Raw genomic sequence first — 22,452 nt, 5'->3', positions numbered from 1 at the left:
TTTCAGCGTACGGGCCGGGACGTCACATCAGCTGACTTGCCGTCAGTTCGGTGCGTCGGAGCAGCACGCACACCGCCCCCGCAGCCGGCCTCACCACCCTTCCCGCCCCGGCCGACGCCCCTGCGGCCGCGCTCGCCCGCCGCCGCCCGCTCGCGCTCGACGACGGCGCGCAGGCGCACGTGGGCGCGGCGCCGGGTGACCGCCAGCGTGCTGCGGTGGAGGCCGAGGAGCTCCGCGGCCTCGTCGACGCTGTAGCCGTCGAGGTCCACCAGGACCACCGCCCTGGCCTGCTTGGCCGTCAGGCAGCGCAGCAGCCGGACCACCTCCCACCGCGCCTGGAGCTCGGCCATCCCGCCACCCGACGGATCGGCCGCCACGCGCTCCCGCTCCCGCTCCGCCGGTTCGGGCACCGTGACGCGGCGCCGCTCCCGCCGCCACTGGTCGCGCAGGATGTTCGCCATCGTCGTGAACACGTAGGCGTACGGCTGCGGATGGCCGAGGAACCGCTCCGGGCGCCGGGCAATCCGCAGGTACGCGTCGTGGACGATGTCACCCGCCGCGAACGGGCTCCCGGTGAGCGAGGCGGCCGCCTGGTGGAGCCTCGGCAGCATTTCCGTGAACACCCGGTTGAAATCGGTCGGTTCGCCGACCGGATCACGTCCGCCGGCACATCGATCGGTCAATTCCGCCATGCCGCTCTCCCCGGAAATCGGCACCCGAACACCCAGCTGGAGCCCGCCCCAACCAGGCGCACACATGTGACTCAGCTCACATCATAGTTCGTCGTCTCACTGTACGCGCTCAATCGTGTGCAACGCGTCATCGTCCTTACGGAGAACGGGAATTCGCCACAGAACACCGGCTCGAACCGGCTCCCGCCGACACTCCCGTGCTCCGGACGGCCTGGACACTCCGCCTGATTCGAACGACCGAGCGAGGAGAACCATCATGCCGGGTCGCATCGCCAGGAAGATCACCACGGTCGGGGCCGCGGCCACCGCCGCCCTCGGCATCCTCGGGACGACCACCCTGCCCGCCGCCGCCGACCCCGCGGCCGACCAGACCATCACCGCCGACCCGAACTCCGCCGCCGACGCCGCCACCGCCTCCTACCACTGCGTCATCACGGCCAACTACGGCTGGCGCTGGGAGGGGAAGTGCGACATCTACTCGGGCGAGCTGCGGACCATCACCTACTGCGCCAACGGCACGTCCAGCACCGGCCTGTGGATCGGCGCGCGGCCGCAGGCGTGGGACGTGTGGGGCAACTGCCCGAACTCGACCTGGACCCGCGTGCTGTTCCAGAGCCGGGGCTGATCCCCGAAACGCGGGTCCGACCGTGGGTGCCGCACCGACCGGGCGGCACCCGGCCCGCACACCTGCCGCGTCCGTACGCGGGCACCCTCAGGCCGCCCGGTCGTGCCGGCCGGGGTCCGCGGACGCGGGCGCGGCAGGCGCCGGGAACTCCTCGATGGCGAGTTCGCCCGCCGTGCGACGGCCGGCCCGGTCCTGCGCGGGTGGGGAGAGCGCGACGAAGGCCGCGGCGAGGAAGAGGAAGGAGCCGAGACCGACGGCGAGCGGGAAGATGAACTCCATGGGGCTCGCGCCGCCGGGGCCGGTCCTGGTGGGCTCGAGGTGGACGTGGACGGCGGCCATGCCCGTGTAGTGCATGCAGCTCACCGCGAGCCCCATGACCAGCGAGGCGGCGGCCGCCGCGAAGCCGTTGCGGATGGTGACGGCGGCCCAGAGCGCGGCGGTGGCGGCGCCGACCGCGACCAGGACCGACAGCGCGACCGTCCCGGAGTCGTAGCGCAGGCCGGCGCGCATCCGCACGGCGGCCATGCCGAGGTAGTGCATCGCGGCGACGCCGAGGCCGGTGATGAGGCCGCCGACCAGGAGGGCGGGCCCGCGGGGGCCGCGGTAGGCGACGACGGCCAGGCCCAGCCCGGTGACCAGCACCGCGACCAACAGACTCAGGACGGTCAGCGGGACGTCGTAGCGCAACTCGGTGCCCACGACGGCGAAGCCCGACATGGCGACGAAGTGCATCGCCCAGATGCCCGAGCCGATCGCGGCGGCGGCCGTCAGGAGCCGGTTCCTGCGGGCGACGCCGGTCGCGGCGAGGCCGCGCAGGGTGCAGCGCAGGCCGAGCGCGGCGCCCGCGCAGGCCAGGACGTACGAGAGCGTGGGTGTCAGCCAGCCGGAGCCGAGGTGGTTGACGCTTCCCATGGGACCTCCGGTCGACCCGTCCCCGTCATATGCCGGACGCTCATGCGACCCCGGTCCGGGATGCGTGGGACGCTACCGAGGACCGGCACTGGCCAGCGGAAGATCCGAAAAGCTGCCCGCGGGGCGGGAACCGTGTGCTCGAATGGGTCGGTTGTGCACCTCGGGACGATTGGGCCCGGAGAGCCCCGCGGACCGGCGGGCGCGCGAGCGGCGAACAGCGGGCGGAGAACAGCCGGCCGCGAACGGCGAACAGGTTTCAGATAACAGATGACAGATGTTGAAATCTGTCATCTGTTATCTGTCATCTGTTCGCCGGCCCCCGCCCCCTTGGCCCCTGCCCCCTGTCCCCTGCCACCCCTCACCCGATCACCGCGGCGTCACCCGGATCCTCATCGGGCTCGCCGTCCGCAACGTGATCCCCTGGGCGAGCGCCACCCGGTGGTCGACCACCTCCAGATCGAAGTCCCGCAGCAGCACGCCCAGCGCCAGCACCGCCTCCAGCATCGAGAAGTGCTGCCCGATGCACGCCCGCGGACCGCCCCCGAACGGGAACCACGCGTACCGGTGCCGCCCCTTCTCCCGCTCCGGCAGGAAGCGGTCCGGGTCGAAGCGGTCCGGCTCCTCCCAGTGGTCGGGGTGCCGGTGGGTGACCCACGGCACCACGAGCACCTGCGAGCCTCCCGGCAGGACGTGCCCGCCGATGACCGTCTCCTCCACCGAGCGCCGCCCGATCAGCGAAGCCGCCGGGTAGAGGCGCATCGCCTCCTTCAACACCCGCGTGATGTACGGCAGTTCCTCCAGGTCCGCGGCAGTCGGCGCCCGACCGCCGAGCACCTTCTCCGCCTCCTCCTGCGCGAGCCGCCGCTGCTCCGGGTGCCCGGCGAGCAAGTGCAGGGCGAAGGCGAGCGAGGTCGCCGTCGTCTCGTGCCCGGCGAGCAGGAACACCAGGACCTGGTCCCGGAGTTCGTCCCGGTCCAGCTGCTCGCCGTCCTCGCCGCGCGCCTGCTCCAGCAGCGTCAGCAGGTCGTCCGCGTCGGGGTCGGCACCGCGCACCGCCCGGTCGGCGATGATCCGGTCGCAGACCGCGTACAGGTCCCGCTGCGCCCCGACGCCCCGCCGGTTGCCCGGGGTCGGCCAGTGGCGCGGCAGGCGGATCGGGGCGACGCCCCGGTCCTGGACGTAGGCGCCGAGGATCGGGAAGCTGCGGTGCACGACCGCCACCGCCTCCTCCACGTCCGCGCCGAACAGGATCCGCGACACCGTGCGCAGCGCGAACCGCGACATCTCGTCCGCCGCGTCCACGACGCCGTCCGGCACCGCGTGCCAGCGCGCCGTGAGGGCCCGGGACTCCAGCGCGATCGCGTCCGCGTAGCCGTCCACCCGGCGACGGGTGAACAGCGGCTGGATGAGCCGGCGCTGGCGCTGGTAGTCGTCGTCCTGGCTGGTGAGCAGGCCGTTGCCGACGCTGGTCCGCAGCTCGTCGTAGAAGGCGTTCTCCTTGCGGAAGTTGGCGGCCTCGCCGCCGAGCACCTGCTGGGCGCCCTCGGGGGAGAACACCGCGTAGAGGTCCGTGCCGAGGCCGATCGGCCCGACGTGGAAGCGGACCAGGTCGCCGTAGTCGCGCCGGGCGTCGCGCAGGGTGCGCAGCGGGCGGCGGCCGATGTCGAGTCCGGAGCCGATGAGGGGCAGGCCGGGCGGTCCGGGTATCGAGCGGGTCGGGACGGCAGGTGCGGGGGCGGCGGCGATCGTCATCGGGTCTCCTTCTCCACGGCGCCCCAACAACCTAACTGACCGGTAATCATCGGCGGAAGGGTGCGCGGGGAGGGCGGACGCCCTATCGAACGCGCCCGGTCGTACCGAACACGCTCGCCCCCGCGCTCGCCCCGCTCCGGCTCCGGCTCCGGCTCCCGGACCGGCTCCGGCTCCCGCACCGGCCTCGGCTCCCGAACCGGCTCCCGCACCCGCACCCGCCGAGCAAGACTGTCCGCCGAGCCCGCCGCTGCCCCTACTCGTACTCGGTGCCGCCCTTGCGGGTCAGGTAGGCGTCACCGACCACCTTGGCGATCGCCCGGCTCCCGAGCAGCGGGCTCCAGCGCTCGGTCACCGGCCGGATCACCACGCCTTCGCGCATGTGCAGTTCGCGCCCGGAGACGGTCTCCTTGCCCTGCGCGAGCCCCAGCACCGTGTCGGGGTCGAACGGTCCGCGCCACAGCTCGGGCACCAGCGGCAGCCGGCCGTCGAGCAGGTCGGCCGCGGACAGCCAGCGCAGTTGCCCGTCGACCACGGCGGAGACGTCGAACGCGGCGTAGCCGGGCAGCTCGCTCCGGCCGGCGGCGCCGTACGTCAGGTCCTGGACGCCGACCCCGAAGACCTCGCCGAAGATGCCGACGCGCTCGGCGCCGAGCCGCTCGGCCAGTCGGGCGGCCACGTCCGGTATGCCGTGGGCGCGCACGGCGCGCCAGTAGAGGTTGCGCTCGTCCTCGACCAGGGCGAGCCCCTGCGCGCCGATGCCCTTGGACGACACGTGCACCTCACCGGTGGCGGCGGTGTAGGTGACGAGGCAGCAACTGCCGTGCAGCTTCTCGGTGAGCACGACGGGCTCGCCGGGCTCGAAGACGTCCGGGTAGCGCTTGAGGTTCTCGATGTCCACCCAGGGCAGGAGGTCGGGCGCGCGGACGACGTCGCCGTTCATCGACGTGGGGATCGGCGGCTGCCACTTGACGATCCCGAGGGCCTCGGCGAAGTCCTCGCCGTGCTCCGCCGCGGCGGCCAGGTCGGTGCCGGCGAGCGAGGCGGGGCGGCAGACGATGCCCTGCGACAGTTCGCCGCGCAGCCGGACGGCCCTCACGCGGTCCGCCTTACTGCCGGCCAGTTTGCCGGTCAGGCCGAGTTCCGCGATCAGTTCCTCGGGGAGCACGGACTGTTCGGGGATGTAGACGGCGTAGTCGCCGGTCCGGTACACGCCCTTCGCGACCACCGCCCGGTAGAGCCCGACCTGCGCAAGCTCCAGGGCGTCGGCGTTCGGGTGTTCCAGGACGACCAGCTTCTCGGCGGTGACGCGCAGCGTGGACATGGACGGGCTCCTCCCCGTGGTTCTCGGTGCACCCGGCCGGGTGGCCGGGCGCGGACCGCCACCACTCTGTCGGCTCGGACCACCGGGCGCGACGGAATTTCAGCGCGCCCCTGCCGTGGGCCCTCCGCCGTGCACCTTCCGCCGCATGCCTTCCACCTCATGCCTTCCGCCGTGCGCCTTCCCCTGCTGCTCTCCGGCAGCGCCCGATCCGCGGCCGCACCCCCAGTGCGCCCCAGGACCACCCCAGGGCCACCCCGACACCACCGTCCGTGCACGTTTGAGCCTTCCCACAGTTGGGAAGACACCCTCGCCACGCCTCGCCTGTGCAATGTGACAGACGATTTTCCGCTCGCATCTGCGGCACTATGATCACCGTAACGGCCGCACCTGCGGCCTCATCCCCGCGCCCCTTCCGGCGCGCGCCGAGGAAGGGAAGCACCGATGGGCTCCCGCACGACCACCACCCGCAGACTCGCCGTCGCCGCCGCCGCGGCCCTCGTCCTCAGCCTCGGGGTCACCGCGTGTGGCAGCGACGGCGGCAAGTCCTCGGCCGGCGCGACGACCCCGGCGGCCTCCGCGGGCTCGGCGGCGGCCGGCGGCACGGCGAGCGCGGGCTCGGTCCCGAAGGCCACCGGCAACATCACCGTCTTCGCCGCCGCCTCGCTCAAGGAGACCTTCACCGAGCTCGGCAAGAAGTTCGAGGCCGCGAACCCGGGCGCCAAGGTCACGTTCAACTTCGGCGGCAGCTCCAGCCTCGCCACCAGCATCAACTCCGGTGCCCCGGCCGACGTGTTCGCCGCCGCCAGCCCGGCCACCATGAAGACCGTGACGGACGCGGGCGGCGCGAGCGGCACGCCGGCCACCTTCGTCAAGAACACGCTCACCATCGCCGTGCCCAAGGGCAACCCCAAGCACATCACCGGGCTGAAGGACCTCACCACCTCCGGCGTGAAGGTCGCGCTGTGCGCCAAGGAGGTGCCGTGCGGCGCCGCCGCCCTGACGGCGCTGCAGGCCGCCGGCGTCAACCTGACCCCCGTCACCCTCGAACAGGACGTCAAGGGCGCGCTCACGAAGGTCGAGCTCGGCGAGGTCGACGCCTCCCTCGTCTACCAGACCGACGTGAAGGCCGACGCGGGCAAGATCGACGGCGTGGACTTCCCCGAGGCCGCCAAGGCCGTGAACGACTACCCGATCGCCACGCTGGCCAAGGCCCCGAACAAGGACGGCGCCGCCGCGTTCGTCGCCTACGTGCAGTCGCCCGAGGCCAAGCAGGTCCTGACCGCGGCGGGCTTCCAGGCACCGTGAGCGGCCGAGACAACGGCACCGGGGCGGGCACCGGCCACGGGGACACCCCGGCCGGCGCCCGCCCAGCCGCCGACCTGGCCCGCGCAACCGGCACTCTCGGCAGCACGCCCGGCACGCCCGGCACGCCCGCTACGCCGTCCCGTGCCAGGAAGGGACCGCGCCGACGCCGGCACGCGCCGCGCGTCCCGGCCACGCTGCTGCTCCCGGCGCTGCTCGGGCTGGCGTTCCTGATCCTCCCGCTCGTCGGCCTGCTGGTCCGCGCCCCGTGGAGCGCCCTCTCCGAGGAGCTGACCAGCACCGCCGTCTGGGACGCCCTGCGGCTGTCCCTCATCTGCGCGACGCTCGCCACCACGGTGTCGCTGGTCCTCGGCGTCCCGTTGGCGTGGCTGCTCGCCCGCACGGAGCTGCCCGGCCGACGGGTCATCCGGGCGCTGGTCACGCTGCCGCTGGTGCTGCCGCCGGTGGTCGGCGGCGTGGCGCTGCTGCTGGTCCTCGGGCGGCGCGGGATCGTCGGCTCGTGGCTGGACTCGGCGTTCGGCATCACCCTGCCGTTCACCACCACCGGCGTGGTGATCGCCGAGGCATTCGTCGCGATGCCGTTCCTGGTGATCAGCGTCGAGGGCGCGCTGCGCGCCGCCGACCCCCGTTACGAGGAGGCCGCGGCGACCCTGGGCGCGTCCCGGCTGACGGCCTTCCGCCGTGTCACGCTGCCGCTGATCGCGCCTGGCATCGCCGCCGGAGCCGTGCTCGCGTGGGCCCGGGCGCTCGGCGAGTTCGGCGCGACGATCACGTTCGCGGGCAACTTCCCCGGGAAGACCCAGACCATGCCGCTGGCCGTCTACCTCGCCATGGAGTCCGACCCGGAGGCGGCGATCGCACTGTCCCTGGTGCTGCTCGCGGTGTCCGTCGCCGTCCTGGTCGGTCTGCGCGACCGGTGGATGTCCACCACGCCGTGACCACCCCATGACCGCTTCCGTCCCTTCCCTCTCCCCCGCCCCATGGACGCCGCCCGGATGAACCCAGGACCCGTGAACCCCGCTCAGCCGAACCCGGCCCCAGGAAACCCGGCCACCGAAAGCCCCGTGCCCGGACGTCCAGCGCCCGCCCTCGACGCCCGGCTGCGGATCGAGCGGGCCGCGTTCACGCTCGACCTGGCACTCAGCGCCGCGCCCGGGGAGGTGATCGCCCTGCTCGGCCCGAACGGCGCCGGCAAGTCCACCGCCCTGCGCGCCCTCGCCGGGCTGCTCCCGCTCACCGGCGGCCACCTGCGCCTGGACGGCGCCCTGCTGGCGGACCCCGCGCGCCACGTCCACACCCCCGCCGAGGAGCGCCCGGTCGGTGTGGTGTTCCAGGACTACCTGCTCTTCCCGCACCTCAGCGCGCTCGACAACGTCGCCTTCGGCCCGCGCTGCCAGGGCCGTCCCAAGCGCGAGGCCCGCGCCGAGGCGGCCGTCTGGCTGGAGCGGATGGGCCTGGCGGACCAGTCCGCCTCCCGTCCCGGCGGCCTCTCCGGCGGGCAGGCGCAGCGCGTGGCCCTCGCGCGGGCGCTGGCGGTGCGCCCGCGGCTGCTCCTGCTGGACGAGCCCCTGGCCGCCCTGGACGCCCGCACCCGCCTCGACGTCCGCTCCCAACTCCGGCGTCACCTGGCCGAGTTCGAGGCGGTCGCGGTGCTGGTGACGCACGACCCGCTGGACGCCATGGTGCTGGCGGACCGGCTGGTGGTGATCGAGGGGGGCCAGGAGGTGCAGTCCGGTACCCCGGCGGAGATCGCCCGGCGGCCGCGCACCGACTACATCGCCCGCCTGGTCGGCCTCAATCTGTACCAGGGACGGGCGGACGGCCGGCGGGTCGAGCTGGCGGACGGCACGGTGCTGGCCACCACCGAGGAGTTGTCCGGTCCGGCGTTCGTCGCGTTCCCGCCGTCCGCGGTGACGCTGCACCGGGAGCGGCCCGACTCCAGCGCGCGCAACGTGTGGGAGGCCAAGGTCGTCGGGCTGGACCTGCACGGCGACCAGGTCCGCGCGGACCTGACCGGCGAGCTGCCGATGGCGGCGGACCTCACCCCGGCCGCGGTCGCGGAGCTCGACCTGGCGCCCGGCACCACGGTGTGGGCGTCGGTCAAGGCCGCCCAGACGCACGCCTACCCGGCCTGAGGCAGGGGCCCGCGCCGCGCCGCCCCCTGCCCCTACCCCCGCCCGAGACGCCCCGAGACGCCTATTCCGAGACTTGTCCTCCGAGATTTGGACTCCGAGGCTGCTACTCCGCCGGCTCGACGAACCCTGATTCGTACGCCGCGATGACCGCCTGCGTGCGGTCGCGCGCGCCGAGCTTCGCGAGGACGCTGCTGACGTGCGTCTTGACCGTCTGCACGCCGACGAAGAGCCGGTCGGCGATCTCGCCGTTGCTGAGCCCCCGGGCGACCAGCCGCAGCACCTCCGCCTCGCGCTCGGTCAGGGCCGCCCTCGCCAACGCGGCGCGGGCCGCCGTGTTGCCGTGGCCGGCGGCGAGGCGGCGGATCGAGGCCGGGAAGAGCAGCGACTCCCCGGCCACCACGAGCCGCACGGCGTGGACGATCTCGGCCGGGCGGGAGCGCTTCAGCAGGAAGCCGTCCGCGCCCGCGCGCAGGGCCTGGTAGACGTAGTCGTCGTTCTCGAAGGTGGTGACGACGAGGATCCTCGGCAGCCGCTCCTCCGGGGCCCCCGGACCATCCGGGTGCGCCGCCGCCCGGGGCCGGACGAGTTCGCGGGTCGCGGCCAGGCCGTCCAGGACGGGCATCCGGACGTCCATCAGCACGACGTCCGGGCGCAGCGCGCGGGCGAGTGCCACTGCCTCGGCGCCGTCGGCCGCCTCGCCGACCACCCGCAGGTCGCCCTGTGCTTCCAGGACGGCCCGCAGGCCGGCCCGGACGAGCTCCTCGTCGTCGGCGAGCACGATGTCGACGGTCCCGGCGGCGCGCCCGTTGTTGATCATCACGATCCCAAGCGTAGGGGCAGCCGGACGGCGAGCACCCATTCACCAGGACCGTCGCCGCCCCCGCCCTGCCCCGCTGTCGCCGCAGTCCCCGCCGTGGCCTCGCCCCCGAGCAGGACGGCCCGTTCGCGGATCCCGCGCAGCCCCTTCCCGCCGCGGCCGCCCGGCGCGGCACCCCGAGCCGATGAACCGCCGCGCGCGCGTGAGTCGTTGCGCAACAGGTTGGCGCAGCGCAGCTCCAACCGCCCGTCCCGGACGGCGATCCGGACGCTGACCGGCTCGCCCGGCGCGTACTTGAGGGCGTTGGTCAGCCCTTCCTGGACAATCCGGTAGGACTCGCGGGACAGCACCCCGGGCAGGACGCCGGCGGGCACGTCGATCGACACGTCGACCGGGTTCCCCGCCGCCCGCGCGGTGTCGAAGAGGGAAGAAAGGTGCTCAACGCCCGGATTCTCGGCGGCCGTTCCGTCCGGAGCCTCGCGCAGCAAGACGAGCGTCCGTTCGAGGTCGTCCATGGCCCTGCGGCCGGTCTCCTCGATGACTACGAGCGCCTTGGCGGCGAACGCCGGATCTCCGAGCTCGCGCGCGGCACCGGCCTGAAGCACCGTCACCGTCAGGGCGTGGCCGATGGAGTCGTGCAGATCGCGGGCCAACCGGTTGCGTTCCAACAGGCGTTCGGCCCGTAGTTCGGCCTCCGCAAGGCGCTCCGCCGGTGATGGGCTCAGCAGCCCTATGGCCATCGCCAGTTGAAGCCGCCCGGCCCAGACAACCAGCCAGCCGTAGCCGAAGAGCAGCACCGGTGCCGCCAGCGGTCGCCAGAACCACCCCAGTGCGTCGGGAAGTCGGAGCCCGGCGAAGGCCGTGTCGGATCCGGTCAGTAGCGCATAGACGGCGGTGAGCACGGCCACCGACGCGAACCCCGTCACCGTTCCGAGCGCGACGCGCCCGATCAGCCAGGCGGCCGTGCGCCGCCGGTCGGCCCAGGTGCGGGACGGTTCGGCGGCGATGTCCTCCTCGCGGTCCGGCACCAGCAGCAGCCGCGCCTGGACGCCCTCCGCACGGCGCATCGCGGGCACCAGCGCGACGAGCGCCAGCAGGACGGCGTCCACTGCGACACTCTGCGCCAGGATCTCGGCGAGGCCCTTCCGGTACGTCCCGGGATAGATCATCAGGACGACGCCCGCGAAGACCCACCCGATCAGCAGATGCAGCCAGCGCGCGTACGTGGCGCCCGCGAGCAGCGGCGCTATGAACCTCGGCATTGCGTCATCCTGCCAGGTCAGCACCACCCTTGGCGTCCCTCGCCGGTGCACGACCGGCTCCCTCCCGAGAGGGAGGCGCATCCCCTCCGCGGCGGGATCCGCCGGACCGGCCCGCCCCGGTCCAATGGAGCCACCCGCCGGAGGACCGGCACGGGCGCCCGGCCGGAACGCCTTCGGGCCCGGCGAGAGGAACAAAGAGGTACGGCAGGAAGGAGCGCGCGGCCGTGATCGAGATCCAGGGCCTCACGAAGGAGTACGAGGGCAGGCGGGTCGTCGACGACCTGTCCTTCATTGTCCGGCCCGGCGTCGTCACCGGCTTCCTCGGCCCGAACGGCGCCGGGAAGAGCACGACGATGCGCCTGGTCCTTGGCCTGGAGCGCCCGACCGCCGGCCGCGCGCTGATCGGCGGCGGCGGCCCGGCCGGAGGCCGCCCGTACGCCGAACTGGCTTACCCCCTGCGGCGGGTGGGAGCCCTGCTCGACGCCCACGCACTGCACGGTGGACGGACCGCACGCGGCCACCTGCGCTGGCTCGCCGCGAGCAACGGCCTTCCGGAGCAGAGGGTGGACGAGGTGCTCGCGCAGTCCGGACTGGCCGACGCCGCCACCCGCCGGATCCGCGGCTTCTCACTCGGCATGCGCCAGCGCCTCGGGGTGGCCGCGGCCCTGCTCGGCGACCCGCCCGTCCTGATGCTGGACGAGCCGGTGAACGGCCTCGACCCCGAGGGCATCCGCTGGATCCGCACTCTGCTGCGCGAGCTCGCCGCCGAGGGGCGGGCGGTGCTGGTGTCCTCCCACCTGATGTCCGAAATGGCGCTCACCGCCGACCACTTGGTGGTGATCGGCCGCGGTCGCCTGCTCGGGGACGCCCCGACGGCCGAGTTCATCGAGCGCCACGGCCGCCCCCGGGTGCGCGTCCGCGCCGTCGATGCGACGAAGCTCGCCGCACTGTTCGGCGACGACGACGCGCACCGACTGACCGCGGACCGGCTGGCCGCGGACGGCATCGCGGCGACCCAAGTGGACGACGGAGCCTGGGAGGTGAGCGGGGCGGAACCGGAACGGATCGCCGCACTCGCCGCCGAGCACGGTGTGGTCCTGTACGAGATCGCCCTCCAACAGGACTCCCTGGAAGAGGCGTTCATGCGGATGACGACAGAGAGCGTCGAGTACCGCGCCAGCTCGGCGGCCGCAACATGAGCTCAACCACCAACGCTGGAAGCGTGTTTCGACACGCCCTTCGCGCCGAACGCATCAAGTTCACCACCCTGCCATCGCTCTGGATCCCGCCCCTGCTCGCGCTCCTCCTGACCCCCGGCATCACCACTGCGGTCGGCGCCGCGCTCGGCGGCACGGAGCCCCACCTCACCGACGACCCCGGCTCCGGCGTCTACTACGGCCTCAACTTCGGCCAGTTACCGGTGGCTTGCTTCGGCATCCTGCTGATCGGTCTGGAGTTCAATACCCGCATGATCGGCACCTCCCTGACCGCCATCCCGTCACGCGGACACCTGTACGGCGCGAAGCTCACCCTCGCAACCGCGGCCGCCCTCGTCGTCGGCATGGTCGGGACGGCGGGCGCGTTCGCCGGGTACGCCGCCACCGTCCCCGGCGAGTGGACCGGGCCGGCTCTGGTGCGCAGCGCCACCGCCGGTGTGCTCTACCCCGCACTCCTGACGGTGTTCTGCCTCGGAGTGACGTCCCTGCTCGGCAACCTCACCGCCGCCATGGGCCTGCTGGCCCCGACCGTCTTCCTGCTCTCGCCGCTCCTCGGCGGCATCCCGGGAGCAGACCGGGTGGTGCAGTTCCTGCCCGACCGCGCCGGCCAGTACGCGCTGCACTACACCGCCGACCCGCAGGTCGCCTACGGACACTGGACGGGCCTGCTGATCGCGGCACTCTGGGCGGGCGCCGCCGCGTACGCGGGCCTGCACGCCCTGCGACGCCGCGCCGCCTGACCACGGGCCACCGCCCATGGACCACAGAGCGCCGACCACGAGCGCGCCAACTGCTCTGGAAACCAAGGACCGTCATGACCGCCACGCACCACGCACTGCGAGCCGAACGGATCAAGTTCACCACGCTGCCGTCCCAATGGGCGGCGCCGCTGGTCACCCTGGCGCTGACCGTCGGCATCACCGCCGCCGTCGGCGCCGCGTCCGGGCGGGACCCTGCACCACCCGGCAAGGACCCGGCCGCGACGATCCACTACGGGCTGCTGTTCGGCCACGTGGGCGTGGCCTGCCTCGGCGTCCTGTTGATCGGCCAGGAGTTCAACACCCGCATGATCGGCACCTCCCTGACCGCCATCCCGTCACGCGGACGCCTGTACGGCGCGAAGCTCGCCGTGGGCGCCTGGCTCGGCCTGTTGCTCGGACTGGCCTCCACCGCAGGCTCGTTCGCCGCGACCGCCGCGACCACCGGCCTCGACCTCTCCACCCCGGGCCTCGCCCGCAGCTTCCTGGCCGGCGTGGCCTACCACCCGCTGCTGGTCACCCTCTGCCTCGGACTGACGGCGATGCTCGGAAACCTCAGCGCCGCCCTCGGCCTGATCCCGCCGATGGTCTTCCTCGGCACGACGTGGCTGGCGGCCATCCCCGGCGTACGTGAGGCCGGCCAGTTCCTCCCCGACCGCGCGGGCCTGTACGCGATGCGCACCCGGACCGAGCCGGGCATCCACTACGGCCACTGGACGGGCCTGCTGATCATGACCGCGTGGACGGCCGCCGCGGCCTACGGCGGACTGCGGGCGATGCGGCGGTACGAGGCGTCGGGCCACTAGCAACTTTCGGGTTGCACGTCGGCGGATCGACGTGCAACGCTGGACTTGCACACAACGGCACCGGATGGGGGAGATCCACGGCATGGTCAGCGACAGCACGGTCACCGACGGCACGGCCGCCGACAGCATCGAACGCGAGATCGTCATCGCGGCACCCCGCGAGCGGGTCTGGCAGATCCTCACCCGGGCCGAGTTCCTGGGCCGCTGGTTCGGCAGCGGCGCCCCGGCCGAGATCGACCTGCGGCCGGGCGGGCGCATGGTCTTCGACCACGGGGTGCACGGCACGCTGCCCGCCTGGATCGAACAGGTGGAGCGGCCCGCGGTGTTCTCCTACCGCTGGTCGCAGGGCGCGGCCGGGGAGGAGCCCGCCGCCGACAACTCCACGCTGGTCCGGTTCACCCTCACAACCGTTCCCGGCGGCACCCGACTGCGGATGGTCGAGAGCGGCTTCGCCACCCTCGCCCTGCCCGCCGAAGCCATCCTGGCCCGTCACGAGCAGAACAGCGCCGGATGGGATCGGAAGCTTCCCGAACTCGTCCTCCATGTCGCGAAGTTGCCCGCGTGACACCGGAGCACGGAAGCGATCCGGTCGCGGCGGTACTGGCCGCGCTCGCCGAGCCGACCAGGCGGCACGTCCTCGACGCCCTGGCCGCCCGGGGCGCGGCGACCGCCACCGAGCTCGCCAACGGACTCCCCGTCACCCGGCAGGCGATCGTCAAGCACCTCGCCGTCCTCGACCAGGCGGGCCTCGTAGCCGCCCATCGCGCCGGACGCGAAGTCCGCTACCGGCCGGCCCCCGACACCCTCACGGCCACCGCCCGCTGGATGGCCGACCTGGCCGACGCCTGGGACCGGCGCCTCCTGGCCATCAAGCACCTCGCGGAGGGCGCGACGGCGGCGGAGGGGGCGAGGGCGGCGGAGTGACCGCCGTCGGGTGACGACAAACAGCGAACAGATAACAGATTTCAGATTTTGAAATCTGTAATCTGTTCGCTGTTACCTGTTCGCCGTCGCCCGACCACCGTTCGCCGCTCGGGCGAGGCGGCCAGACACAGCCGTGGGCGGTCGAAGTACGCGTCAGCCGCCCCGAAGGCCGACCGCCAGGGTCAGTTCAAGGACCCGGTCGGGCGAGGCGAGATCCGGAAACAGCTCCCGCAGCTGCGACATCCGGTACCGGACCGTCTGAGGATGGACGAACAACGCCGCCGCCACCTCGTCCCGCCTGCCCTGGTGCAGCAGCCACGCCCGCAACGTCTCCTCCAGCCGCCGCGCGGTCGCGACAGGCAGGGTCCGCAACGGCGCGAGGGCTCGGGTACGCAGGTCTGCGAACGCGTCCGCGTCGGCGCTCAGCACCAGCTCGGGCAGGTGGTCCTCGGTGTCGCGAATCTCAGAGGAGAGGGAGCGCGCACGGACGGCTCGCGCGTACGAGGCGGACGCACGAATCCATGGCCGTGCCGGGCCGACCACGGCGGTGCGGTCGGTCAGCTGCCGCAGGAGGTGCGGCCGGTCGGCATCGGGGACGAGCAGCACACCGGTGGCGTCCGGCAGATCGTCGAGGACGAGGGTGCTCGGGTCGAGCACGCGGTAGGCGGGCCGGGCCTGGGCGGCGGGCAGCAGGACCGCGGTCAGCGTAACCGGGGGCTGCCACCCGGCCCGTTGAACGGAGGCCAGCAGCACGTCCGGACTCGCGCCGGCGAGGAGGTCGCGGGCCAGGTGTTCCAGGTGGCGCTCCTGGGCCCTGCCCCGGGCGGCCAGTTCGTCGGCATGGCCCGCGGCGCTCGCGGCGGAGAGCTCGTCGATGTAGGCGAAGGTCAGCTCGGCGAACTTGGCGACCTCGGCGGCGGGCAGACCCGCGGGCACGGCACCCGCTGCCAGGCATCGCCAGGCCACACGGGCGCCGACGCGGTAGGCGCTGAGCAGGGCGTCCATCGAACGGCCGTCCCGCACCTCGCCGCGGCCCAGCTCGTAGGCCGCGTCACCGGCGTCGCCGCCCGTGGCGTTCCCGCTCGCGAGGTCCAGGTAGTGCCCCAGGGCGGTGCGGACGGCTCGGCGGATGGTGCCGCCCATGCGGCCCGAAAGCGCGTTGGCGTAGGGAGGGACCTCGTCGATGATCGCCTCGACGACCTCGTCGGCGGTGGCCGTCAGCGCGGCCCGAAGCGCGGTGACCGTCGTCTCGTCCAGGACCAGCTCGCCGGCCCTCCGGATTGCTTGGCTCATGTTCTTGTTCCCTGCGAACAACTCAGCCGATCGGATTTACGTCCTACGGTCAGGACTTTACGCCCCGAGGCGCAGCAAGCTGGAGTCATGACGAGTGCAGCGCTCCGCAGCAGGGCGTGGAAACTGCTGGAGATGGTCACGACGCCGCTGCTGCCGTCGGACTACCTCGACCTGGTCAGCCCGCTGCGTGCGGGCGCCGACCTGCGTGGGCGCATCGAGGCCGTGCACCCCGAGACGAGTGACGCCGCGACCGTCGTGATCAGGCCGGGACGGGGCTGGCGCGGCCACACGGCCGGTCAGTACGTACGGATCGGGGTCGACGTCGACGGGAGGCGCCTGTGGCGTTCCTACTCCATCACCTCACCGACGGACCGCCGGGACGGCCGCATCACGATCACCGTGAAGGCGATCCCGGACGGCAAGGTCAGCAACCACCTCGTCCGCAGGGCGACACCGGGCACGCTGGTCCAGCTCGACCAGCCGACCGGTGACTTCGTGCTGCCGCGCGCCAAGCCCGCCAAGGTGCTCTACCTGACGGCCGGCAGCGGCATCACGCCCGTGATGGGCATGCTGCGCGACATCGAGTTCGACGACGTCGTCATGGTCCACTGCGCGCCCCGGCCGCAAGACGTGATCTTCCGCGACGAACTGCACGGCCTGGTCGCGGACAAGAAGCTGCGCCTCACCGAGGTGCACACCTCCACGGGCGGCAGGCTCGACGTCGCCCGCCTCGGCGAACTCGTGCCCGACTGGGCCGAGCGCGAGACCTGGGCCTGCGGGCCCGCGGGCCTGCTCAACGCCGCAGAGGGGCACTGGACCGAACACGGCGTCCGAGAGCGCCTGCACACCGAACGGTTCCGCCCCCGCATCGTCGCCAGCGACGACGGCGAGGGCGGCGGCGAGGTCACGTTCAGCACCACCGGCAAGACCGTCGACGCGGACGGCGCCACGCCGTTGCTGGACATCGGCGAGGAAGCCGGCGTGCTCATGCCCTCCGGGTGCCGCATGGGCATCTGCTTCGGCTGCGTCACGCCGCTCAAGGCGGGCGCCGTCCGCGACCTGCGCACCGGCGAGATCACCGAGGCCGAGCCGGGCGTCCTCATCCAGACCTGCGTGTCCGCCGCGGCGGGCCCCTGCGACATCGAACGGTAGAGGCACCTTGACCGCAATCGACCCCACCGCCCACCTGACCGCGGAGCAGATCGAGGAGCTCGGCCGCGAGCTGGACGCGATCCGCGACGCGGTGATCGCCGACCGCGGCGAGAAGGACGCCGCCTACATCCGCAAGGTCATCTCGGCGCAGCGCAAGCTCGAGCTGGCCAGCAGGGGCGTGCTGCTGTTCTCGATCTTCCCGCCCGCGTGGCTGCTCGGCACCGCCGGCCTGTCCGTGGCGAAGATCATGGACAACATGGAGATCGGCCACAACGTCCTGCACGGCCAGTGGGACTGGATGCGGGACCCGAAGATCCACTCCACCACCTGGGAGTGGGACCACGTCTCGCCGGCCGAGCAGTGGAAGCACTCGCACAACGAGCTGCACCACACGTACACCAACGTGATCGGCAAGGACAACGACCTCGGATACGGCATCATGCGCGTCGACGAGGACCAGAAGTGGCACCCGCTCCACCTCGGCCAGCCGCTGTGGAACTTCGTCAACGCCTGCTTCTTCGAGTACGGCATCGCGGCATACGACCTCGAACTCGGCAAGAACCTGCACAAGCGCCGCCGCGGGAACCCGGAGTTCCGCGCGCGGGCGAAGGCTGTGGGCCGCAAGATCCGCAAGCAGGTGCTCAAGGACTACGTGATCCACCCGCTGCTGTCGGGCCCGTCGTTCCTCACCACGCTCGCCGCCACGTTCACCGCGAACCTGGTCCGCAACATCTGGACCCACTCGGTGATCATGTGCGGGCACTTCCCCGAGGGCGTACAGGTCTTCGAGCGCCAGTCGGTCAAGGGCGAAACGCGCGGCCAGTGGTACCTGCGCCAGATGATGGGCTCGGCGAACATCAGCGGCAGCAGGGCCATGCACTTCATGACGGGCAACCTGTCCCACCAGATCGAGCATCACCTGTTCCCGGACCTGCCGAGCAACCGGTACGCCGAAGTCGCGGTGAAGGTGCGCGCGCTGTTCGAGAAGTACGAGCTGGAGTACGTCACCGGGCCGCTGCCCAAGCAGGTGTTCTCCGCGTGGCGCAAGGTCTTCCGGCTCTCGCTGCCGAACAGGAAGCCCAAGGCCGAGACACCGGCCCGCGAGAAGGAGCTCATCGCGGCCTGACGCCCGGTACTGGTCCTCCCGGTGACGACATCCGCGCGGGAGCCCTCGCCACGCTCGACGGCCCGCGGACCACGGCGGCCGGGACGGCAGCCCGACACGGCGTCGACCCGGCCCGGCCAGGCAGGACCGAGGAGGCCGGGCGCCGGCTCCGCTCCGGGGCACCGTCGACGCGCCGACGGCATCCGGTTCTCGGGCTCAGCGCAGCGCCGGGTGCTCCGCGATCACCGTGCAGCTGCCGGGGGCGATCTCGGTGAAGCCCGCGTCGCGGACCACCGGGAGGCCGCTCGCCACCAGCTCCGCCCACGCTTCCGGCGTCGGCGTCCGCACGGCGAGCGCGAAATCGGACTCGGCCCATTCCTTGCGCTGCGCCTCGTCCAGCCGCCACCAGGCGAGCTGGGCCGCGTGCCCGGTCTGGGCCATCGTCTTGCCCGCGCTCATCTCCACGTCCGAGTTGAGCCACAGCACCGGCAGGCCCGCCTGGGGGGCACCGATCTCCTCGGTCTCCTCCAGGTCCGTCCCCGAGACCTGCAGCTTCGCGAGCTCCTTCGGCCACCCGTCCAGCGGGACCGGCGGGAACACCCGCACCTCCGCCTCCCGCCCCCGCACGGTGATCCCGGGCAGTTCGCCGGCCCGGCGCCACTCCCCGCCCCGGGCCCGCCGGACCACCTTGCGGATCCGCGCGTCCTCCCACGCGGCGACCCGCTCGGTCCACTCGCCGTCCGCCTCGGTGACCCGCGGGTCGGCGAGCAGCGTGAGCACGGCGCGGGCCGAGGTCTCCAGCGCGTCCGTCCGCCCGGGCGGCGTGGCCCGCTCCATCCGCACCACCAGCGGCAGCACGTACTGCGGCCGGCCGTCGCGGTCGTCCGAGGTGGGCACGGGAACGGGGGCATCGAACGGAGAAGTCACCCGTCCAGCATGCCAGCCCCCCGGGTCACCCGATCACGGCAGGTCCCGCCCGGCCCCTGCCCTCGGCCGCACCCTTCGGTCACACCCACCGGCCAGACCCCGCCAGCCACACCCCGCCGGCCAGACCCGCCGGCGGCTACCGCAGCCGCTGCCGCAGCTCGTCCACCGCCGCACGGATGCCCGCGCTGTAGGCGTCCTCCGGCAGGGCGTCCAGGCTGCGGACGGCACGCTCCAGTTGCTCGCGCGCGAGGTCGGCCTCGCCCAGCTTGAGGTGGTCGGAGGCCAGGTTGAGGTGCAGCGACGGGTAGAACGCCCGCACCTGGAGCGCGGACTCGTACGTCTGGGCCCGCTCGGCGGTCAGCGAGTCGGCGGCGGCCAGCGCCCGGCGGTCCCACTCCAGTTCGGCCCGCGGGTCGTCCTGGAGGTCCGCCAGGTAGTGGGCGAGCACGCAGCGGTGGAAGACGTCGCCGCGCTCGCCGAGCGCCTCCCACAGCGCCTCGAAGCTGGCCCGCGCCTCGGCCGTGCGGCCGCGCTGCGCCGCCTGCACGCCGTCCAGTCCGAGCGCGATCCGGGAGAGGAACTGGTCGTCCCCGGCCGCCGGGAGCCCGTCCGGGCCTGCGGGCACGTCGCGCATATCAGATACATCGGACATGTCCGCAGCCTAGCCGCCGCCCCCGGAACGCGCCGGACGGCGGGTCAGCGCCGGTAGCCGCGCTGGCCGTCCCGCTCCTCCGCGTCCTCGTAGGCCAGGAACCAGCCCTCCGGGTGCGTCGCCGCCAGCAGCAGCTCGGTGCGCTGCTCGGTGGCGAGCTCCGGGTCGCCGTCGTCCGGCCCGTAGACGCCGAACAGCTCGTCGTGGCAGCCGTCCCAGTCGTAGTCGTACAGGTCGGCGGGCAGGTCGCCCATCATGTCGGCCACCGACTCGGGCTGCGCGCCGAGCAGCGCGCGGGCGTCGAGGAGGGCCATCCGCAGCGCGATCTCCTCGGCCAGGCAGCGCGGCAGCGGCCACTCGCCGAGCGCGAGGTCGTCGGCCAGGTCGTCGAACGCCCGGGCCATCCCGCGGCGCCAGCCCCGGTGGAGGCGCCAGGTGCGCTGGGGCAGCCGGGCGAAGACCGTCCAGTCGGCGTCCTCGCCGTCGGCGACCGGGTCGTCCCCGTGCTCGTCGAGGTCGTCGTACGCGGCGTCGGCCAGCCCGAGCAGCTGGGCGTGCAGGAGGCACGCGGTGCGCGGGGTGAGCGTCCAGTCCCCGCCCGCGCCGCCGCCGTCCTCGTCGTCGCCCTCCAGCGGGAACAGCTCGGCGAAATCCGGCGCGAAGTCCTCGGTGACGCTGATCTCCAGCGTCCCGCCGATCGCCTCGACGCCCGGGATCGCGGCCACCAGCCGGTCCGGGTGCAGCAGCGCGCCGAGTGCCGCGTTGGCGTCCTCGGCCACCTCGCGCAGCAGGTCGCGGCGCTGGCCCGCCGGATCGATGCCGTCGAAGTCCAGTTCCTCCACGGCCGCGATCGCCGCGGCGCGCAGCGCCGGCCAGTTGGTGATCCGCAGGCCCAGCACCACCGTCGCCTCGATCTCCTGCGCACCGGAGTCCTCCGCCGCGCCCGGCCCCTGTGGATGATCGCTTCGCTCGCCCATGGGGCTACGGTACGGCTTTTCGGCCGCCCGATCACCGGTCTGAACCAGCTTCCGGACACCTTGTCCGCCACGCCCCGGCCACGCCTCTGTCACTCGGACGCGCGACGGCGGCAGGATGGGGCCCATGGCTGACATCAACGAGTACGGCGGCGGGCAGGGCCCGAACGCCGACGTCCTGGTCGTGACCACCAACGACATCCCCGGCTTCCGCGTCGACCACGTGATCGGCGAGGTGTTCGGGCTGACCGTGCGCAGCCGGCACATCGGCAGCCAGATCGGTGCCGGGCTGAAGTCGCTGATCGGCGGCGAGCTGAAGGGTCTGACGAAGACCCTGGTGGAGAGCCGCAACGAGGCGATGGAGCGGCTGGTCGAGCAGACCAAGGCGCGCGGGGGCAACGCGGTCCTGATGATGCGCTTCGACGTGACGGAGGCGGCGGACGTCGGCACCGAGGTCTGCGCGTACGGCACGGCGGCCGTCATCTCCCCGACGACCTGAGGCGGCCGGTCCGGCTGATCCGTGCCCCCGGGGGGCTCCTGGGGGCTCCGGGGCTCCCCGGAGCCGCCCGGGGCTGCCGGGCACTGCGGGGAACACCCGCCCCACCCCCCGATGTTTCATCGGCGTGACTGTTTACGGTGCAACCGACGACGCGGGGCAGCGGCGGGTGGACGTCCTGGTGGCGGGTGCCGGGCAGGCGGGCCTGTCCGCCGCCTACCACCTGCGCCGCCGCGGCTTCGCCCCCTACCGGGCGGACGCCGACGGCGGCTTCGTCGTGCTCGACGCGGGGAGCGGTCCGGGCGGCGCGTGGGCGCACCGCTCGCCCTCCCTGCGGATGGCCACCGTGCACGGTTTCCACGACCTGCCCGACGCCGAACTGCCCGCGCCCGACCCGGCCTCCGCCGCCCGCGAGGTCGTGCCGGGGTACTTCACGGCGTACGAGGCGCGGCACGCGCTCCCCGTCGTGCGCCCCGTGACCGTCCACGCGGTGCGCGCCGAGTCGGACCGGCCGGACTCGCGGCTGCTGGTCGAGACCGACCACGGCACCTGGTCCACCCGGGCATTGATCAACGCCACCGGCACCTGGACCCGCCCGTTCCTGCCGCACTACCCGGGCCACTTCGCCGGGCGGCAGCTGCACTACGTCGAGTACCGCGGGCCGGCGGAGTTCGCCGGGAAGCGCGTGCTGGTGGTGGGCGGCGGGGCGTCCGCGATCCAGGTGCTGTCGGAGGTCGCGGCGGTCGGCGAGACGGTGTGGGTCACGCGGACCCCGCCGGTCTTCCACGAGGGGCCGTTCACCCCCGAGTACGGGCGGGCAGTGGTCGCGAAGGTCGAGGAGCGGGTCCGCCTGGGACTGCCCGTGCGCAGCGTGGTGAGCGTGACCGGGCTCGGCCCGTCCGTCGCGTACCGGCGTGCCGAGGAGCTGGGCGCGCTGCACCGCCGGCCGATGTTCGACCGGCTCACCGAGCACGGAGTCGCCTGGGGGGACGAGGAGTCGGCGGTGGACGCGATCGTGTGGGCGACCGGCTTCCGCCCCGAGGTCGGGCACCTCGCCCCGCTCGGGCTGCGCTCCCCCGGCGGCGGCATCGCCCTCACCGGGACCCGGGCCACCGCGGATCCGCGCGTCCACCTCGTCGGCTACGGGCCGTCGGCGAGCACGGTCGGCGCCAACCGGGCCGGGCGCGCCGCCGTCAACGACCTGGTCCGCCTGCTCGGCGACCCGGCGGGGGATCTGGCGGGTGAGCCGGCGGGTGAGCCGACGAGGCGCCCCGACCCGGTCGGGGTCTGACGTGGTCGGGGTCCGACA

General features: G+C 73.3%; 23 protein-coding genes. 13 read left to right on the top strand and 10 right to left on the bottom strand.

Annotated features, from left to right (window positions below; genetic code table 11):
- Positions 1-2: 2 nt before the first annotated feature.
- Positions 3-692 carry an RNA polymerase sigma factor gene (locus ACFVSN_RS10350; protein WP_387954482.1) on the bottom strand — a complete coding sequence of 230 codons (690 nt, stop codon included), beginning with the start codon at positions 690-692 and terminating at the stop codon, positions 3-5.
- A gap of 256 nt (positions 693-948) precedes the next feature.
- On the opposite strand from ACFVSN_RS10350, the gene ACFVSN_RS10345 reads away from it, so the two are divergent.
- Positions 949-1,317, top strand: coding sequence for a hypothetical protein (locus tag ACFVSN_RS10345; protein ID WP_387954480.1), 369 nt, complete (start codon positions 949-951; stop codon positions 1,315-1,317).
- A gap of 87 nt (positions 1,318-1,404) precedes the next feature.
- On the opposite strand, the gene ACFVSN_RS10340 is transcribed toward ACFVSN_RS10345, so the two are convergent.
- From ACFVSN_RS10340 to ACFVSN_RS10330, 3 genes are all read right to left on the bottom strand, one after another.
- The gene (locus ACFVSN_RS10340; RefSeq protein WP_387954478.1) at positions 1,405-2,229 is read right to left on the bottom strand and encodes an MHYT domain-containing protein; all 825 of its coding nucleotides are present in this window, start codon (positions 2,227-2,229) and stop codon (positions 1,405-1,407) included.
- Between the two features lie 366 nt (positions 2,230-2,595).
- Positions 2,596-3,981: a cytochrome P450 gene (locus ACFVSN_RS10335; RefSeq protein WP_380437266.1), complete on the bottom strand. Its 1,386-nt coding sequence runs from the start codon at positions 3,979-3,981 to the stop codon at positions 2,596-2,598.
- Positions 3,982-4,234: 253 nt separating this feature from the next.
- A complete protein-coding gene (locus ACFVSN_RS10330; protein WP_380437268.1) occupies positions 4,235-5,302 on the bottom strand; it encodes an RNA ligase (ATP) in 1,068 nt (355 codons plus the stop codon).
- 441 nt (positions 5,303-5,743) lie between these two features.
- Between ACFVSN_RS10330 and modA the strand changes: the two genes are divergently transcribed.
- The 3 genes from modA to ACFVSN_RS10315 all read left to right on the top strand — a co-directional run bounded on the left by modA (position 5,744) and on the right by ACFVSN_RS10315 (position 8,760).
- Positions 5,744-6,607 (top strand): molybdate ABC transporter substrate-binding protein, encoded by an 864-nt coding sequence (gene modA / locus ACFVSN_RS10325; protein ID WP_380437270.1) that lies wholly within the window; start codon positions 5,744-5,746, stop codon positions 6,605-6,607.
- Positions 6,608-6,681: 74 nt separating this feature from the next.
- Complete coding sequence (locus tag ACFVSN_RS10320; RefSeq protein WP_380500001.1) at positions 6,682-7,563, top strand: ABC transporter permease; 882 nt, start codon at positions 6,682-6,684, stop codon at positions 7,561-7,563.
- A gap of 57 nt (positions 7,564-7,620) precedes the next feature.
- Positions 7,621-8,760 (top strand): ABC transporter ATP-binding protein, encoded by a 1,140-nt coding sequence (locus ACFVSN_RS10315; RefSeq protein ID WP_387954475.1) that lies wholly within the window; start codon positions 7,621-7,623, stop codon positions 8,758-8,760.
- Between the two features lie 103 nt (positions 8,761-8,863).
- Here the strand turns inward: ACFVSN_RS10315 and ACFVSN_RS10310 are convergent, their stop codons facing one another.
- On the bottom strand, positions 8,864-9,577 hold the full coding sequence (locus ACFVSN_RS10310; RefSeq protein WP_380437357.1) for a response regulator: 714 nt from the start codon (positions 9,575-9,577) through the stop codon (positions 8,864-8,866).
- Positions 9,577-10,866 (bottom strand): sensor histidine kinase, encoded by a 1,290-nt coding sequence (locus tag ACFVSN_RS10305; protein WP_387954473.1) that lies wholly within the window; start codon positions 10,864-10,866, stop codon positions 9,577-9,579. Before ACFVSN_RS10305 ends, ACFVSN_RS10310 begins: the two co-directional genes overlap by 1 nt.
- A gap of 197 nt (positions 10,867-11,063) precedes the next feature.
- Here ACFVSN_RS10305 and ACFVSN_RS10300 point away from each other — a divergent pair, with 197 nt between their 5' ends.
- The 5 genes from ACFVSN_RS10300 (at position 11,064) to ACFVSN_RS10280 (ending at position 14,544) form a co-directional block, all read left to right on the top strand.
- The gene (locus tag ACFVSN_RS10300; RefSeq protein ID WP_387589983.1) at positions 11,064-12,038 is read left to right on the top strand and encodes an ATP-binding cassette domain-containing protein; all 975 of its coding nucleotides are present in this window, start codon (positions 11,064-11,066) and stop codon (positions 12,036-12,038) included.
- A gap of 23 nt (positions 12,039-12,061) precedes the next feature.
- Complete coding sequence (locus tag ACFVSN_RS10295; protein WP_387954471.1) at positions 12,062-12,796, top strand: hypothetical protein; 735 nt, start codon at positions 12,062-12,064, stop codon at positions 12,794-12,796.
- A 74-nt stretch (positions 12,797-12,870) separates the two neighbouring features.
- The gene (locus ACFVSN_RS10290) at positions 12,871-13,620 is read left to right on the top strand and encodes a hypothetical protein (protein ID WP_387954469.1); all 750 of its coding nucleotides are present in this window, start codon (positions 12,871-12,873) and stop codon (positions 13,618-13,620) included.
- A gap of 64 nt (positions 13,621-13,684) precedes the next feature.
- Positions 13,685-14,185, top strand: a complete 501-nt coding sequence (locus ACFVSN_RS10285) for an SRPBCC family protein (protein WP_387954467.1) — start codon at positions 13,685-13,687, stop codon at positions 14,183-14,185.
- Positions 14,182-14,544, top strand: a complete 363-nt coding sequence (locus ACFVSN_RS10280) for an ArsR/SmtB family transcription factor (protein ID WP_387954465.1) — start codon at positions 14,182-14,184, stop codon at positions 14,542-14,544. Before ACFVSN_RS10285 ends, ACFVSN_RS10280 begins: the two co-directional genes overlap by 4 nt.
- Before the next feature lie 153 nt (positions 14,545-14,697).
- Here ACFVSN_RS10280 and ACFVSN_RS10275 read toward each other — a convergent pair whose 3' ends face one another.
- Complete coding sequence (locus ACFVSN_RS10275) at positions 14,698-15,837, bottom strand: PucR family transcriptional regulator (RefSeq protein WP_380437286.1); 1,140 nt, start codon at positions 15,835-15,837, stop codon at positions 14,698-14,700.
- Positions 15,838-15,924: 87 nt separating this feature from the next.
- Here ACFVSN_RS10275 and ACFVSN_RS10270 point away from each other — a divergent pair, with 87 nt between their 5' ends.
- Positions 15,925-16,989: a ferredoxin reductase gene (locus ACFVSN_RS10270; RefSeq protein ID WP_387954463.1), complete on the top strand. Its 1,065-nt coding sequence runs from the start codon at positions 15,925-15,927 to the stop codon at positions 16,987-16,989.
- A 7-nt stretch (positions 16,990-16,996) separates the two neighbouring features.
- Positions 16,997-18,115 (top strand): fatty acid desaturase family protein, encoded by a 1,119-nt coding sequence (locus tag ACFVSN_RS10265; RefSeq protein WP_387954461.1) that lies wholly within the window; start codon positions 16,997-16,999, stop codon positions 18,113-18,115.
- A gap of 195 nt (positions 18,116-18,310) precedes the next feature.
- On the opposite strand, the gene ACFVSN_RS10260 is transcribed toward ACFVSN_RS10265, so the two are convergent.
- From ACFVSN_RS10260 to ACFVSN_RS10250, 3 genes are all read right to left on the bottom strand, one after another.
- A complete protein-coding gene (locus ACFVSN_RS10260) occupies positions 18,311-19,021 on the bottom strand; it encodes an aminoacyl-tRNA hydrolase (protein ID WP_387954459.1) in 711 nt (236 codons plus the stop codon).
- A 136-nt stretch (positions 19,022-19,157) separates the two neighbouring features.
- A complete protein-coding gene (locus ACFVSN_RS10255; RefSeq protein WP_380437294.1) occupies positions 19,158-19,673 on the bottom strand; it encodes a hypothetical protein in 516 nt (171 codons plus the stop codon).
- A 44-nt stretch (positions 19,674-19,717) separates the two neighbouring features.
- Positions 19,718-20,650, bottom strand: a complete 933-nt coding sequence (locus ACFVSN_RS10250) for a hypothetical protein (RefSeq protein ID WP_380437296.1) — start codon at positions 20,648-20,650, stop codon at positions 19,718-19,720.
- Between the two features lie 124 nt (positions 20,651-20,774).
- On the opposite strand from ACFVSN_RS10250, the gene ACFVSN_RS10245 reads away from it, so the two are divergent.
- Together ACFVSN_RS10245 and ACFVSN_RS10240 are read left to right on the top strand one after the other, a co-directional pair.
- Positions 20,775-21,146, top strand: coding sequence for a YbjQ family protein (locus ACFVSN_RS10245; protein ID WP_359957476.1), 372 nt, complete (start codon positions 20,775-20,777; stop codon positions 21,144-21,146).
- 124 nt (positions 21,147-21,270) lie between these two features.
- Entirely contained in the window at positions 21,271-22,434 is a 1,164-nt protein-coding gene (locus ACFVSN_RS10240; RefSeq protein WP_387954457.1) for an NAD(P)-binding domain-containing protein, read from the top strand.
- Positions 22,435-22,452 lie beyond the last annotated feature (18 nt).

The organism is Kitasatospora sp. NPDC057904 (genome assembly GCF_042887925.1).
Classification (GTDB): Bacteria; Actinomycetota; Actinomycetes; order Streptomycetales; family Streptomycetaceae; genus Kitasatospora.
This window is presented reverse-complemented; position numbering and strand designations above follow the sequence as displayed.